At 63.2% G+C, this 15,705-nt stretch carries 9 protein-coding genes and 2 pseudogenes; 6 read left to right on the top strand and 5 right to left on the bottom strand.

What is annotated here, in order from left to right; genetic code table 11:
• Nucleotides 1-180 precede the first annotated feature (180 nt).
• The 5 genes from ACZYOF_RS36185 to ACZYOF_RS36165 all read left to right on the top strand — a co-directional run bounded on the left by ACZYOF_RS36185 (nt 181) and on the right by ACZYOF_RS36165 (nt 9,132).
• Entirely contained in the window at nt 181-4,206 is a 4,026-nt protein-coding gene (locus ACZYOF_RS36185) for a TOMM system kinase/cyclase fusion protein (protein ID WP_463718751.1), read from the top strand.
• A 108-nt stretch (nt 4,207-4,314) separates the two neighbouring features.
• Nucleotides 4,315-5,241, top strand: a complete 927-nt coding sequence (locus tag ACZYOF_RS36180; RefSeq protein WP_463718750.1) for a BMA_0021/BMA_0022 family TOMM bacteriocin — start codon at nt 4,315-4,317, stop codon at nt 5,239-5,241.
• A 137-nt stretch (nt 5,242-5,378) separates the two neighbouring features.
• Nucleotides 5,379-7,427 carry a YcaO-like family protein gene (locus ACZYOF_RS36175; protein ID WP_463718749.1) on the top strand — a complete coding sequence of 683 codons (2,049 nt, stop codon included), beginning with the start codon at nt 5,379-5,381 and terminating at the stop codon, nt 7,425-7,427.
• Nucleotides 7,428-7,443: 16 nt separating this feature from the next.
• Nucleotides 7,444-8,394, top strand: coding sequence for an FHA domain-containing protein (locus tag ACZYOF_RS36170; RefSeq protein WP_463718748.1), 951 nt, complete (start codon nt 7,444-7,446; stop codon nt 8,392-8,394).
• A gap of 75 nt (nt 8,395-8,469) precedes the next feature.
• Nucleotides 8,470-9,132, top strand: a complete 663-nt coding sequence (locus tag ACZYOF_RS36165; RefSeq protein WP_463718747.1) for a recombinase zinc ribbon domain-containing protein — start codon at nt 8,470-8,472, stop codon at nt 9,130-9,132.
• Here ACZYOF_RS36165 and ACZYOF_RS36160 read toward each other — a convergent pair.
• Together ACZYOF_RS36160 and ACZYOF_RS36155 are read right to left on the bottom strand one after the other, a co-directional pair.
• On the bottom strand, nt 9,129-9,800 hold the full coding sequence (locus ACZYOF_RS36160; RefSeq protein ID WP_463718746.1) for an NUDIX hydrolase: 672 nt from the start codon (nt 9,798-9,800) through the stop codon (nt 9,129-9,131). The two genes, ACZYOF_RS36165 and ACZYOF_RS36160, sit on opposite strands and share 4 nt — an antisense overlap.
• A 107-nt stretch (nt 9,801-9,907) precedes the next feature.
• Nucleotides 9,908-12,022: a trypsin-like serine peptidase gene (locus ACZYOF_RS36155; protein WP_463718745.1), complete on the bottom strand. Its 2,115-nt coding sequence runs from the start codon at nt 12,020-12,022 to the stop codon at nt 9,908-9,910.
• A 196-nt stretch (nt 12,023-12,218) separates the two neighbouring features.
• Here ACZYOF_RS36155 and ACZYOF_RS36150 point away from each other — a divergent pair, with 196 nt between their 5' ends.
• Nucleotides 12,219-12,740, top strand: a complete 522-nt coding sequence (locus tag ACZYOF_RS36150) for a DUF4269 domain-containing protein (protein WP_463718744.1) — start codon at nt 12,219-12,221, stop codon at nt 12,738-12,740.
• Nucleotides 12,741-13,122: 382 nt separating this feature from the next.
• Here ACZYOF_RS36150 and ACZYOF_RS36145 read toward each other — a convergent pair.
• The 3 genes and pseudogenes from ACZYOF_RS36145 to ACZYOF_RS36135 form a co-directional block, all read right to left on the bottom strand.
• A pseudogene (locus ACZYOF_RS36145) lies at nt 13,123-14,328 on the bottom strand (chromosome partitioning protein ParB); the annotation flags it as partial.
• A gap of 129 nt (nt 14,329-14,457) precedes the next feature.
• Nucleotides 14,458-15,465, bottom strand: a complete 1,008-nt coding sequence (locus tag ACZYOF_RS36140; RefSeq protein WP_463718743.1) for a tyrosine-type recombinase/integrase — start codon at nt 15,463-15,465, stop codon at nt 14,458-14,460.
• A 103-nt stretch (nt 15,466-15,568) separates the two neighbouring features.
• Nucleotides 15,569-15,705: pseudogene (locus ACZYOF_RS36135) on the bottom strand (IS630 family transposase); the annotation flags it as partial.

The following is a 15,705-nucleotide window of genomic DNA, read 5'->3' as shown; positions in this document are numbered from 1 at the left end:
ACCGCCTCAACAAACAGCCGGTTGTCCTTGCCGCTGCGGCCAGGATCGCTCGGCTTGCCGAGACAAAGCGGCTCCATCTTCGCCCATTGGCCGTCAGTCAAAACGAATCGTTCCATCCAAAGCTTGACTCACAGCCAAGCACGAATGAGAATCCTGAATCCCAACAGACCCTAGATACTTATGTATCGAAAGCGTCTGCACTGGCATCCTCTTTTGAGGAGCAACAACTTGGAAGCCACTAGCAATTTTAAGCCGTCGATCGATGATGTGTTTCCAGACGGACCTCAGCTGCCCGGCTATGACCTGATCGAGCCGTTGGGCGCCGGAGCCTACGGCACCGTCTTTCTTGCGATTCAGCAGAGTACCGCCATGCGAGTCGCCATAAAGGTTGCCCGGCTCGAGGGCGATCCGCGCCGCGAGGCCCGTTTCCACCGCGAAACCAGCCTGTGTGCCCGGGTGCATCATCCCCATATCGTGCAACTGCTCGACAAAGGCCGGCAAGGCCCACATGTTTACGCCGTTTTCGAATACGTACCCGGCGAAACGTTACGCAATCGGCTGCACCGCACGGGCGTGCTCAGCGCCGTCGATACTGGCCGCGTCATGGCCCAGATCCTCGATGCGCTCGACTGCGCCCATCGCGCAGGCATCGTCCACCGCGACTTGAAGCCGGAGAACATCATTATCACGCGCACCGGTGCGCTGGATCATGCCATGGTTCTGGACTTCGGCATCAGCACGCTTGTGGCGCACGCTCGCAGCGAACCTTTTCCGACCCTGACCATGACCGAGGAATGGTTGGGCACGCCGTCATACTGCGCGCCCGAGCAGCTCCGCGGCGAACCGCCCGGCGTGAGCGCCGATCTCTATTCGTGGGGCCTGATTTTCCTCGAATGCCTGACCGGACGCCGTGCGATCGGCGGCGTCTCGGCGGCCGAGATCCTGCATCTTCAGCTCAGCGCCCAGGAAGTGCCCTTGCCGCCCGAGATCGGCAGCCATGCGCTTGGCACGCTGCTGCGCCGCGCACTGCGCAAGGTGGCGGCGGAGCGCTGCGCCAACGCGGCCGGGCTGCTCGCCGAACTCAATCGGACGCGTTTGGACGATTTGGTGGGCCCGATCGCCGCGGAAGACGACGTGCGCGCGAAGCGGCTGGCGCCGACGGTGGCGAGTGCGCGCGGCTTCGTCGAAAAGCGCCGGGTCACCGTGATGTGCTGCAGCGTCGGCGTGTGGCCGATCGAGCCCGACGAACCAGCCGACGTCGAAGCGATCGAGTTGGCACGGCGAGAGGCGTTGCGCCTCTTCAGCGAGGCCGCAGCACGGCGCGGCGGCATGCTCGCCGGAGCATTGGGCGGATACATGATCGTGGTGTTCGGATATCCTTATGTCAGCGATACCGACACGCGCCGCGCCGCCATGACCGCGCTCGACCTTGCGGCGCTGGCGCGCCAGCACGCCGCTGAAATGGCGCGGCAGGGAAAGGCGCACCTGGTCGTCCGCTTGGCGCTGCACAGCGGCATCGGAATCATGGCGCCGGGCGAGCCGCCGTCGGGCCATACGATGCATCTTGCAATGCGATTGGCCGACCGTGCCGCGCCGGGCAGCATCCTGGTCAGCGAGACGGCTGCCGAATTGCTGCGTTCATTCCCGCTGCTCGACGTATCGAGCGACGCACCGAGGCTCGATGAAGCACCGCTGCTCCACCTGTTCACCTTGAGCGGTTCGATCGCGGAAACGTCTGATTCGCTGCACAATCTTTGTGTCGGGCGAGCTGGCGAATTGGCGCGGCTGCGCTTGGCCTGGGCGCAGTCTTGCAGCGGTCGGGGTCTGGTGCTGGTCGTCCGCGGCGAGGCGGGCATCGGCAAGTCCTGCCTGGTCGACGGGCTGCGCAGCCGGCTCGTCGGGGACGGCGCGCAGATGTGGTTCGCCCGGTGCTTGCCGGAGCAGCGCAACAGCGCGCTGGCCCCGGTCCTGTCACTGCTGCGGGAACAGATTGAGCCGCGCGACAAGCCCGGCACCGCCAACGACGCACAGCGCCGGCTCGAAACGCTCCTGCGCGAAGCTGGCTGCGACATTGAGCAGGTGATGCCGATCTTCTGCGCCTGGCTGTCGCTTCCCTTCGGTCCCTACGTGCCGAGCCTGGCGTCACCGCCTCTGCAGAAGCAATGGCTGCTGCGCGCGCTGTCGCGCTGGGTCTGCCTGGCCTGCGAGCGGGCGCCCTTGCTGCTCTTGGTCGAAGATCTGCACTGGGTCGATCCGACCATGCTGGAGTGGCTGGAGGTGCTTATCGCCGCCGCGGAGGATAAGCGTCTGCTGCTGATGCTGACCGCGAGGCCGAGCTGGACGGTGCCGACTCATGTGGCGGCTGGGGCGTTGCCGTTCGATCTGATCGAACTCGGCCGGCTCGACGACGCGCAGGCCGCCGATATCGCCCGTCACACGCTGGCGCCCCGAAACGTCGATCCAAGCGTCATCGACCACATCGTCGCGCGCACCGACGGCGTGCCGCTTTTTGTACAGGAACTGTCCAAGGCCGTGGCCCTCGCCCATCTGCGCGAGCGGGACGGAAGATGGTGCTTCCGGGACGACGCGCCGCTGTCGACCGTACCGGCCACCTTGCGGGATTCGCTGATCTCGCGCTTCGACCGTCTGGGCCCTGCGCGCGCCGTGCTGCTTCGGGCCGCAACGATCGGCCGCGACTTCGAGCTCGAGCTGCTGGAAGCCTGCGCGCGCCGCGCCGAGGTTCCGCCCGGCGAAGCGCTAAAAGTGCTGCGCGAAGCCGACTTGATCGTCGAACGTGAGGGCGGACGCGGCCGCGTGTTCATGTTCCGTCATAGCCTGATCCGCGACACTGCCTATGATTGCATGCTGCAGGCGCAGCGAAGGACGGAGCATGGCGCGGTGGCACGCGCTTTCGAGGCATTGTACCCGCAGCTCCTGACCGAGCAGCCCGGCCTCGTCGCGCGCCACCACGCCGAGGCCGGCGAGCCGGCGCGGGCGGTGGAGCTGGGCGTCCGCCAGCTCGCGATCACGCAATGGCGCTCCTTGAACGAAGAGACGCTGGCCTATGCGCAACAGGTCAAGGGCTGGATCGCCGAGTTGCCGCCACGGCGCCGGGCCGAGGCGACGCTCGACCTGAACGGCTACGTCACCCAGGCGCTGATGAACAAGCACGGCTGGGCCCATCCGTCGGTCGAGCAATCGATTGCATCGTCGCAAGCGCTGCTCGAGAGCGGAATCGGCGATGAGGCGGAGCTGCGGCATTTGTGGGCGATGATCACCTACCACCATGTGGCGAGCAATCGCGCCGAGGTGCGGCGCTTGACCGACCGGCTGATGGCGCTGGCGCGGCGCCGGCAGGATGACGGCGTGCTGGTCGCCGCCTGCACCTATAGCGGCCTGGCGCATTATTCCGATGGCGATTTCGCGGGCGCGGAACAGCTTCTGACCGAGGCGATCGAGCGTTACGATCCCGCTGCGCATGCGCCTCATGCCAGTCTCCTGGGCTTCGACACGCGGGTCTGGGCTTGTGCGGGCCGGGCGCGCGTGCGCTGGTGCCTCGCCCATGAGCAATCTTGGGCGGATGCCGAGCAGGCGGTGGAATGGGGGCGCGCAATCGGCCACATCCCGTCGCTCTCCATGGCCTTGCTGTACCGCGGCCTGGGCCTGCAGGCCCGAAGCGACCATGACGGCGCGCAACATACCATGGAAGAGTTGCTGTCGCTGAGCGCACGCTACGGCCTGCCGGCCTTCGAAGGCTATGCGACGATCGTTCGATGCTGGGCCCTGGGCGAGGTCGACGAGGCCGACCGCACGCTCGAAACGCTCTGGCGCATGGGTTGCCGCTATGGCCAGACCCATTATCGCTCCTTCGCCGCCGAGACGTTGGCCGATCGAGGTTGCTGGGTCGAGGCGATCACCCGGATCGACCATTGCCTGGCACTTGTCGACCAGATCGGCGAGCAGGCCTACGCGGCGGAGCTGCATCTTGCCCGCGCGCGTTATCTGCGCGGCTCGGGCGCCGAGCCGGGGTTGGTCGAGGCATCGCTCCGGCGCGCGGCGGAGATCGCCCGCCGCGGCGGCAAGCACCGCGCCTTTGCCGAGGCGCACGCGGCCCTCGAGGCGATCCCCGCTTTCGGCAGAGACAGCGTGCCGCGACGCGGCGCTCGACCGTGCTCCGCGTCGGACACGCCCTGTAATGACTTGTAATTGTTTCCCGCGCGTCGACGCTCCAGAACCTGCGCCGATCGAGGCGGGCGCCTCGTGCGGCAGTTCGTCAGACGCCGACCATTTGGCGATATTCAGAGGAGGTGCACCATGACGACTTCGTGCGGTCTAGACCCGCTGATGGACTTTCGCGTCGCCTATCTGCGGGCAATTGCTCACTCGTGGACGCAATGGCCGTTCGACCAGCCCCTGGAAGGGTGGACAGGACGGCATAATCCTTTTATCCAAGAACTCCTGTCCGGCAGAGATATCCAAGGCCTTCTGCAGCGATTATTCGGAATGCGCACCAACTGGCCGGACTTGGCGATTTGTCTCGCATATCATAGCGAAAAATCGGCGGGGTGGCAGCCAGTCAAGACCGCCGGCTGGGTCGGGCAGGACGACCAGTTCATCATCACCCTGCCGAAGAAGCCTGATGACGACACGACCGCTGTAGAAGCATTGGCGGCGTATTATCAGAGGTTTCCGACGCTCCTGGGCGTGGCCGACATCGCGTCGCCGAATGACTTGCCGCCCGCCGGGGCCAGCTCCTATCTCCAAGGATCTCAGGACGCAGCGTTGCCGACGGGACTGGGCGTGCCCGGGGGCGGACCGGGGACGTTGCTGGCCTTCGGCGGCGTGATCCTGCGCGCAATCGCGCTCGCCTGGACCGACGGCACGTTCTATGAGGCGCTGACCAACAACGACCAGACCGTTCCATCACCGACCTACGATGCATCGCCGACGCTGAGCAAGTGGCTCGGCTACAACAGCCCCTTCAACTTCAAGATCCAGTTCTTGGGCGGTAGCGCGCTGAGATGGGACGGCAAGAAATGGAATTATGCGCAACAGTCCGATGGTCCAACCAGGGAAAAACCTAACGCCGTCGTGCTGAATTACCCGGCCCCACCCGATTCTCGTCATTATTCCTCGCTTTGGTCAACCGCAACTACGTCTTGTTCTTCCTTGTGGCCGATCGCGCTGACCTCCTACAATAATACGGGCGAGGCCTATCCTTTCACCTGCATGGGCAACTGACAGCTTCGCTCGATCTCGGCAAATCCGTGCCGGCCTTCGATCGTCCCCTCACCAATCTCGGACGGGGATTGCGCCGTCAATGCGGCGGGGCGGCCGTCGAGGTCGGCGGACGCGCGGCAGCGGCAGGAGCCTGAAGGATGGACCTGGTCGACACGGTCTACCTCTGGAACGAAGCGCTCGTTCCGGCCTCGCTCGGTGCGGATCGGTGGCTGCTGCTGAGCGAGAGAGACGCTTGGCTGTTCGACGACCGGGGCTTCACCGGCGTCGCCACGGCAATCGAACAAGGCGTGCCGCTGGCCGCGCTCTGCCGCAACGAGCACTGGGCCTGGAATATGCCATCGGTATTGGAGGCATTGCATGCCCTGGCCGCCCAGGGCCATGTGCGGGCTTTGGGCAGCGCGCGTCCGGATGAAGCCCGTTTCGCGGCGCCGGACACGATGGCCGAGCCGAGGCGGCAAGCGATCGGCGAGCCGGTCGATGTGATCAACCTGTCCTGTGGCGTCGATGACGACGCGGCGCTCGATGCCGCACGGCAGGCGGCAGCGCCGGCGCTCACCATCGTCTTTTGCGACGACCTGTTGGATCCACGGCTGGCCGCGGTCGATCGGGAGCAGCGAGCGGTCGGTCGCGATTGGCTGCTCGTCAAGGCGACCGGCCGCCAGCGCCTGGCCGGTCTGCTGAGAGGCGGCGGCGCGTTGAACGGGGCGTGCTGGCACTGCCTCACGCAGCGCTGCCTTCACAATCGTCCCGTCCGGGCCTGGTGGCAAGCCAGGTGCGGCGCCTGGCCGCGCGTGCCGGTGCGCTGCGAGGCATCCTGGGTCGCCGACGGCTTGAACGCCGCGCACGCCTGGTTGCCGCGTCTCCTGGCACAGCGCATGCCGCATCTGCTGGTCTTCGACGAAGCCGAGATCGGCGGTGCGCCAGTCCCGCATGCGATCGTCCCGAGTCCGGCCTGTCCTTGCTGCAGCGTGCCCTGGCTGATGGCCGAGCGCCAATGGCAGCAGCCTTCCCTCGATCCGCGTGCGCCGATCGAGCGCGTGCCGCCGGCGCAGACGGTCGAGCGCCTGAGACCTTATGTCAGCGACTTGTGCGGCATCGTCTCCCATCTCTCGCGCCTCGATGCGTCGAGCCACCCCGCGGCACCTGCCATCTATCGGAGCGGCTTCTTCAGGACGCTGCAGCTCGACGACGCGCCTTTCGAGCGTCCGCTGTCCCGGCTCTGCCTCGGGAAGGGCGCCTCCGACGCGCAAGCCCAGGCCAGCGCGTTATGCGAAGCGATGGAGCGTTACGCCGCCTGCTGCCAAGGCGACGAGGCCGCGGTGGTGGGGGCGGCCGATGCGCTGGATGCCCCGGCGTTCTTGCCTCAGCAGTTGCAGCCCTCCGCCGCGGCGGTCGACCGAACGACGCCGATGCGCTGGGCGCCGGCTTGGTCGCTCACGCGCAACGCGCGCTGCTACCTGCCGCTGGGCTTCTGCTATGCGCAGGCGCCGGCCGAGGAGGCCGGCCGCATCGGCTGGAACTCCAATGGCTGTGCCGCCGGCAACACGCTCGAAGAGGCCATCCTCAGCGGTTTTCTCGAGTTGGTGGAGCGTGACGCAGTCGCCCTGTGGTGGTACAATAGAATTGGCCGGCCGGAAGCGCCGGTCGGTCCCGGCGCGGCACGGATCGGCGATGCGTTCGGTGCCGCCTGGGAGCGCTGGCTGCTCGACCTGACGCATGATTTCGGCATTCCGGTCGTCGCCGCGATTGCGCGCCATCGAAACCGCGGCGACTGGCTGTACGGCTTCGGCAGCGGCGCTAGCCTGGCGGAGGCCGGCGAGCGCGCGATGGCCGAGCTGCTGCAGCTGGTCTGCGTGGACAAACGGATGGCGCCGCCGGCGGACGGCGCAGCAGCGTTGCGCTTCCTGCTTCCGTCGCCGGGGGCGGCGCGCTGCGGCGCCCCGCGTATCGTCGAGCGGGTCGATCATTGCGTCGCCGCCGCGTCGGCTCGAGGCTTGGAGATGATCATGCTCGACTACACGCGGCCGGACATTCCGCTGCACACGGTCAAGATCGTCGTGCCCGGCCTCAGCCATATCTGGCCCGGCTGGACCACGTCACGCTTGCACCAGGTGCCGGTGACGCTCGGCTGGCTGGACCGGAAGCTGGCGCCGGACGAGCTCAATCCGCAGCCGCTCTTCCTCTGACGGGTGAGCCTGCGCGATGGCAAGCCTACGCAATCTGCACACGGGTGCCCGCATCATGCTGCGCCCCTTGCATGCCTTCGGCCGCCATCCCTCAGCCTGCCGCACCGTGCTGCGCGGGGCCGATGTCTCGAAGATCCATGCTTTGATACGCTGGCAGCTGCAGCGCTGGGAAATCCTCGACCAGAGCCGCAACGGCACCTTCGTCGACGGGACGCGGCTGCCGCCGGAATCATGGCGGAAGCTGACCGCCGGCAGCGATATCGTCTTCGGTGCGGACATCGAGGGGTGCTGGCGGGTGCACGAGGTGGCCGCGCCAATGAATTGCCTGTTCCCGTTGAGCGACGACGGCGAGGCGCTGCCGCTGCGCGCGGAGGGCATGTTCCTGCCGTCGCTCGCGAACCCAGAAGCCCATCTCAGCTGGAACGGCGAGCAATGGCTGCTGGAGGACACCTACGGCATCGGCGTGCTGTCGGACGGTGCCATCTTCCAGATTTCGGCCCAGCGCTGGGAGCTGGTGCTCTGTCCCGAGCTTGCCTCGACGCTCGCCACCCCGCACGCGGACAGCGCGCCGGCTGCGCCCGACCTGCTGCTGCATTTCGAGATCGCCAGCAACGAGGAGCATGCACGCCTGCGCATGGAGCTGGGCGACCGGGCGATCGATCTCGGCGAACGCATCCACCACTATCTGCTGGCCACGCTGGCCCGGCTGCGGCTCAGGGACGCGGCACGGGGCTTCGATCCGCATGCCCAAGGCTGGGTCTCGACCGAGGCGCTCGCGCATATGCTGGGCGTCGACCCGCCCTACGTGAACATCCAGATTTTCCGGGCGCGCGAGCAGTTCGCGCAGGCCCTGGCCCCGTCGGCCGCGGCCACGCTGCCGGTCGAACGCCGGCGCGGCGAGGTACGGTTGGCGCCGTGCCGGTTCAGGGTGCAGCGGGGGGCGACGGTCGAGGGGGGCTGCCCATGAAGGGGGCGAGCTTGGATTGCCTATGCCCATGCCTATGGTAAGACAGCTGTGGCCGCGGGATACAGCACCGCGGGCGTGAGCGTGAAGATCCGCCGCAAGGCGCGGAACCAATGGCTGGCGCTGAAGCCCAATACCGACGAAGGGTATGTGAGCTGGGAGAGGTTCGAAGCAATCCGCACCATGGTCAGCAGCAACGTTCTCATCGGTCGGCATCACGGCGCGCCCAAGCATGGTGACGCGCTGCTGGCTGGTCTGATCCGGTGCGAGTGCTGCGGCCGCAAGCTCACACTCCGGTACTCCGGCATGGAAAACCATATCCCGCGCTACAGCTGCAGCCACGCCTGGATGGACAATGGCGGGCCCCACTGCATCGACTTCGGCGGACTGCGCGTCGATGATGCCATCGAGGAAGCACTGCTTGGCGTCGTCGGTCCGGGCGCTCCCGATCCGGCTTCGGCCGGGTTGTTGCTATCGCCTATGGGAAGACCGGCTGGCAAGCGCGATCGGCCGCCCCGATCGCTCAACAATCGTCGCGGAAGCGAGCCGCAGCCATGCGAAAATCGAAGCCTTCGCTTTCCACCACCCAACGGGGCTGGCATGATCACCCACATCACGATCGAATTCACCGAGCACGCGGCAGAGGCCATCGGTGAGCAAACCAGCACGAGCTTTTCCTACAACCAAGGCGCCCACGCCGCAGCCCGGCGACTTCGTCGACCCGCAAGATCACGCACCTAAACATCCAATTTGAAGATGTCGACGCGCAAATATTTGAGAACCTCGTAATACCAGCCGATCGCTTGATTCCCCTTCCACGATTTGATCGTGTTCCATTGATCTCGATCCTTGATATTCCAGGAAGCGACCGAATCGAGTTCATTATCCTTCGGCCACACCTTAATATTCTCCCGCTCGACATAATCCACAACCTGGGATGGTTGCGTATATCTTTCCTCGATTATTTCTTTAACGATCTTCTTTGAATTAGGCAGGGAATCCGACGATATCGCCTTGAATATGCTCGCCCACTCTCCGGTTTTCGCGAGAAAGTACGCAGCCGAGTATTTATCTTTCTCGAAGGATTTTATTAGTGTCTCGATGCTCTTCGGCAATTCAACGCCGGTCTCCTCGGAGAACTCACGCCTGGCGCATTCCTCTGTATCGCCTTCGTCGTTTCTACCTCCAGGCAGCGCACGCAATCCACCACCCTTCTTAGTCAAATCGATTCCCTCCCAATCAACCGTTTGATTCTTTCCGCTCAAATAATAGTACGAGCTCTTCCGTATCGTTGCGATAAGAAACCTACCGTCAGCGACATACAAAACCGCATAGGCAGGAGGAGGAGGCTTGTTCGGCGTAACAGGCATACGATCATCATCGTGTTCAATCACCGGATCAGAAGACATGGTCGCTCTCCATTTATAAAGTGAATTCAAATGCTGCTCAGCGCTCAACCGGGCGCTGAGCAGCATTACATTACTGACGCAACGTATTGCTTTGCGAGCGCCGGGACTCAGGCCATTTCCGGCTCCGCATCCCACTCCTCCGCGACGGTGGCAAAGTCATCGAGCGTCCGGCCCTCGATCCAACCAAGCATGTTGGCCTTGACTGTCTCGTTGATTCGACAGCCGATGTTGGCGGCCGCACGGCCACCAACATGAATGCCGTAGATGCACCACTGACCGGCGCCGTCCTTGGCGACGATCGCGGAACCGCTTTGTCCCTGCGCGGTGGAAATCCTGTAACTCAGGAGTGTCGGCGTAACTTCGGTCAATGCCCCGGTGCCAGACCACATGGTTTTCGCCGGTTGCTTGTCGAGCGGATAGCCTGCGATCTCCATCGTCGTCGTCTGCAAATCCCTGTCTGCAGCAATTTTCAGCGTGTACTTGGTCAGATCTTCCGGCACTGCCGCAGCCAACCTGATGATCCCGTAATCCAGGCTATGGTCCTGTTCGTTCTGTTCGAAGGTCGCCGGGTAGTAGATCTTGTTGGCGGCAAAACTGCCATACGGGTGATCTGCGCTCCCGTTGTTGGCCGGGTAAAACCGGATCGTTGTCGCGCGGCCGCCGCAAGCTGAATCGAACAAATTGTGGGCACAAGTTGCAACATAGGTGTCGTCCACCAGCGTCGCGGTCCCGATATACGTCCTCCCGTCAGGGAACAGCATTTCCAGCATGCCGACGCCATTCCACGGCGAGATCCGCGTATTGGACACCCGCTTGCGGTTATCCGGCGGGAATACCGCGTGGACGATATGCGAACGCGATTGGAGCGGCGTCGACCAAGATGCAATGACCTCCTGCTCCCGCTGCTCCAGCAGATGCAACGCCTCTTCCTCGCTCAAGACCTCCATGCTTGCGGGGTCGAGGTTCTTCTTGCTTTCGGTCAAGTTGATCGTGTTCAGCAGCTCTAGCATTTCCGAGAATTGCTGAACCGTCCACGTACCGTCTTCAACCTTCTTCAGGTATTCGACAATCTTCTTGTCCTTTGCCGCGACCTCCTTGCGAATCCGCGCTTGCAGTCCATCGGACTTGGCCTTGGTGATGCACCCCTCCGCCTTCAATTGCAGATCGTAGAAGTGTTTTTGCGTCGATGCATTGCAGGAGAGCGCCAGCGCCATATTGCCATTGAAGGCAACGGGCAGCCGCCCCTCGAACTCAACCCTGTTGTTGAACGCGATCGATTGCTTGAACGTATTGGAGGTAAACGACATGTTCATGCTGACCGAGTAAGGCAAAAGACCGGCGCCCAACCCGCCCGACGAAGACGACGGCGGCTCCTGCGGTGCCGGATTTGGCTCGAATTTGAACAACCCCTCTCCTGCGGCCGCCTGCTGGTTGATTGCTTCGAACAAGGTCTTCGTGGACTCCAGCAACTGCCAGCCGAATTCCTTGCCACCGCCCCCCTGAATGTATTTGATCTTGACGATCCCCTTCTTTTGCAGGTCCTGCGTGATCTTGTCGAAGCTGGCGTTGCCGATGTTCAGCCATCCGATCCGAGCACTCGCTCCGAATTGACTACGCGTGTATTCCCAGACTTGGGACAGGTCTGCAGTTAGCTCGGCGATCCACGGGTCGGCAAGCAACTCGCACGTGCCGTAGAAATTGACGCCAATTTCGGGATTCTGGTTTTTCTCGTCCGAGCCCTGCAACCCTACCAATTCAGCAAACAGGCTATTGCCTGACGAGACGTTGAAGCCGAATTGTGTGCCAACTTGGAAACGCTCAGGGAAAGTGATACTGCTGCGCCCGCCAATTTCAACGACGTCCGTCGCGATTATGGGCTGCACAGTCACGTCTTCGAGCACGAGCGGCACCAGATAAACATTTCTGACTTTGTAGATCCGCTTCGCCTCGGCCACAATGGCGTCGCGCTGCTTCTTGGTGATGTCGGCAACGCCCTGCCCGCTGGCTACCGCCCCGACAACGCTCTGATAGTTGCGATTCCCAATATCGATGAAATACGGCTGAGCGTTGATCCCGTAATATTTCACCTCATAGCTTCTGATCGTCTCGTCCTTGACTGGATCAATGCGAGCCGGAAAATAATGAAACGTTTCGAGGCTCTCGCTGTCCTGATAAGCAATCACACCGTCCTTCGCACACGACCGGTTTAGACGCGCAACCATTTTATTCCTCCTGTGGCATTGGTTTTCGACACGACACAGTAGATGTCGCGCACGATATTACTACCCGGCCGCGCATATCACATCCATTACACCCGATTACACTGTGACGATACAACCAGGTTGACCCGATCAGGAAGGCAATGCACTGGCAAACGAAATCACGCAGCATCCAATACGCACGTGTGTCCGTCATGCCTTGCACAAAAGCGATCGGGAAGCAGATTGCCCTCGTCGACCCACCCTCGTTTCGGCAATACTTGCTGCATCCTCGTACGCTTCGTTCCGACGACATCCGGGCTTTCGAGTCAGGCAATGGATGAATGCAGATCGATCGATCGTTTGTTTATTCAATACGCACGGATGCGCATTTGAGGTTTTCGGCCAAGCTGCGGCCATGTCGGAGCAGCACGGGTGGCGCCATTTCACGGTGGAGCGACGGCTTCTCTCGATGGGAGGAGACAGTTTCCGGGTTGCTGTCGTCGCAGGGCGACCGGTAGGGGCGAAGACGGAATTCGCTTTCGCTATCGTTCTGAACCTGTGCGGCGATTCCTATCAGGCTCTGCTCGAGCGCGAGCGTCGATCCGATGGCGAACTGACCGAACTTCAGAACCGCGTCGCTTTCAAATGCACATCGGCGCGCCCCGTTCACCCGGACGTCGCCGAACGACCGTCACATGCGGCTATGGCGCTCGACAGCTTGATAGACGGCCGCATATGACGAGACCGGCGATTCTTGCCCCGATTTCGCAGAGTTGCCGCGCCTATTGGAAGTCCGACCGATGGGTGTTGCTGATCGTCGCGATCGTGGTTCTCCTCTCTAGCACCGCAAGCGTGGGCAGGCCTTATCTCTTCTCTCGCCTCATCGACCGGCTTCCGCAGGAGGGCGCCGTCACCGCGTTGGCCTGGGGATTCGTGATCTATGCCGCACTGCTGGGAGTTGCCTCGGCGCTTCAGCACATGGTGCAGTATCTCTCCTCCATGAGCGCAGAGAACCTGGGCTTCATCGCCGGCACGCGATTCTTCGAACGTCTGCTGAGAAAGACCGCGGGCTCTTCGTCGAGTACAATCCGGCTGAGATTCAGAATGCGAGCGCGCGCGGTCGCGACGACCGTCAATGCCGCGCAATGCGCGAACAGCGCCATGCGGCTGTCGTGATCGAGTTCGGCCACGAATTCCCACAGCTTGGCAACGTCCCGGGGCATCGGCCTGGCCCAATCGGCATGGCGATCCGACCACGCTTTCCCAGCCGGAGTGTCCTCGATCCCGACCGCATGCGTGGCCAAATCTGTCTTGACCGGTTGAACACCAACCACATGGGCATTGACCCCGACATAGAAGATTTGTGCGACGAGCGCATGCGTGACCGTCACGATGGCAACGTCCGGCTGCTCACTCAAATTGAGACGCAGCCCCAAGGTGCGATGCGCCGTAAGGTCACGAACGAGCGTGTCAGACAGCGTCTGCTCCTCGTCTTCCTCTTCATTTTCTCCCTCCCCTCCTTCATCGCGTGTGGCTTGATCGTCCCCTCCTGCCTCCTCATCCGGTGCTTGTCCGTCGCCGCCCTGCCCGGTTTCGGCGTCGGGTTTGTCGTCCGCGGGGCGGATGAAACCGCGTTCGATCCTGATGGTGCCGTCATGATTGAGGATTACGAAAGCGCCGCCGCGCGCGACATCGCCGGGATCGTAGGCCTGCCGTTTCGCTTCCAGCTGCTCGATTCTGGTCTCCAGTTCAGCAAACCGCACGTCCACCTCATCAGGCAGTTCGTCGGCCGTCTGATGCTGTTCGGTCAACCGGTCGAACTCGGATTGAACAGCTTGAAGGGCGGTCTGATCTTCCACCGAAAGCTCGACCGGATGCGGATAGGTGCGACGCATGCCGTGGGCATGCGGGAAGTCGAGATGGGGCTCGGTCCACTTCCATCCTTCGGTCGCCCGCAACCCATCCGCCTCGCGGCCAAGCCGTGCCGTCACCAGCAAATCGAGCAACGCAACATCTTCCAGATAGCCGCCGCGATCCTCGGTAAAGAGGTCGTGCAGGATCGTGCCGCCCGCCTCCACGTAGGCCTCCAGCTCGACAAACCGCGCCCGGCGATCGGTTGCAGCAACGTGGGATTCGGTGAGGAGACGGCGGATGGCGCTAGCATCACGGTCGTAGGACAGGCGCTCATAGACGCCTTCCTACCGGGCCTGATCTTCGGTGATGGCAAAGGCCATCAACTGCTCAAGTTTCAGATCGCCATCGCGATAGCTGCTGATCTGAGGATTTACGTTGCAACGCGGCCGATCGACTTCCGCTGTGGCCACGATGGGCTTGCGGCAAAGGTGCGGGAGATGCTCCGTCTCGATCCGTTCTTATGTGTCGGACGAGATTATGTGGCGGAAGCGCCCTAACGCCAGCCAGGGCCGGCCACTCAGGGTTTCTCCGCCACATAATAATCAGATGTTGGCCAGCAGCTGCAGGATGGTGTCGTTCGGCCGGAAGCGCGCGCTGCGGTCGCCTGAGACGCCCGCCTTCTCGAGTCCCCGGCGCATCATCTCGACATCCGCAGCGGCGTATCGGTGGGTTGTGGCGACCTGAGCATGGCCAAGCCAGGCCTGGATCGTCAGGAGGTCCACACCTGACCGGAGAAGCTTCATGGCGAGGGAATGCCGGAAGATGTGCGGCGATATCGGCTTGCCCTCCAAGCTTGGCCTCGTGGACCCGGCCTGGGAGGCGGCACGCCGCACGATGTGTGTCGCGCCGAAACGCGTCAGGCGCTCGTTGTGAACCCCGACGAAGATCGGCCGCGGTTCATGATTGGCGAGGCCGCGTTCGCTCAATAGGTCCGTCAGCGATCGCACCAGATCCTTAGGAATGGGAACGACGCGATCTCGGCGCCCCTTGCCGTGAAGCAGCACCTGCGGGCGTCCTCGCTCCAACTGAAGGTCGTTCGCGTTGACGCCGGTCGCTTCGGACACGCGAGCGCCGGTTCTCGCCAAGAAGAGCAGAAAGGCCCGGTCGCGCCGGCCGCGGGGCGTCGTCTGATCAGGGGCTGCGATGATGGCCTCCACCTCGGCGTTGGTGAGATGATGCGTCACCTCGATGTGGGCCCGTTTGGTGGGGATCGTCAGAACCCGTTGGGCGACGCCGAACGAGGCGGGATCGGCGGCAGCGACGTGATGGAAGAAGGATCGGATCGCGGCTAGTCGGGCGTTGCGCGTTGCGACGGAGTTGTTCCGCTTCTCCTCAAGCTCGTCAAGAAAGGCGAGAACAAGGTCCCGATCGAGATCCTGAAGGGCCAGCGCCGCCGGCTTCTTCCCCAAATGGGCGGCGGCAAAGAGGATCAGCATGCGCAAGGCATCGCGATAGCTGGCTAAGGTCGCGGAGGTCGCGTTGCGCTGCTTGGTCAACCGGCGACGAAAGTACGACTCCAGGAGCGGCGCCAACAGGAGGTGTTCGTTCATGCCGCGCCTCCGTCGAGAAAGGCGCGCTCAGCCGCGATGGCGAGGAGATCCGACGAGCCGGTGAGGTAGTAGGCTGTGTCGCTATAGTTGGCGTGGCCGAGGTAGGTGGCAAGTAGGCGCGGCCCATTTTGGCGCGGGCCTTGTCTGTCGTGAACATCCATTTGATGCGGGAACGTGCGGCATTTCTCTGCCGTTCCCAGGCAGCGATTTCGCGGCGCAGTCGCTTGGGGTCGTCGATCC

It is taken from the genome of Bradyrhizobium sp. LeoA1Lang (genome assembly GCF_055413685.1).
The sequence above is the reverse complement of the archived record's forward strand: the minus strand, read 5'-3'. Positions and strand labels throughout refer to the sequence as shown.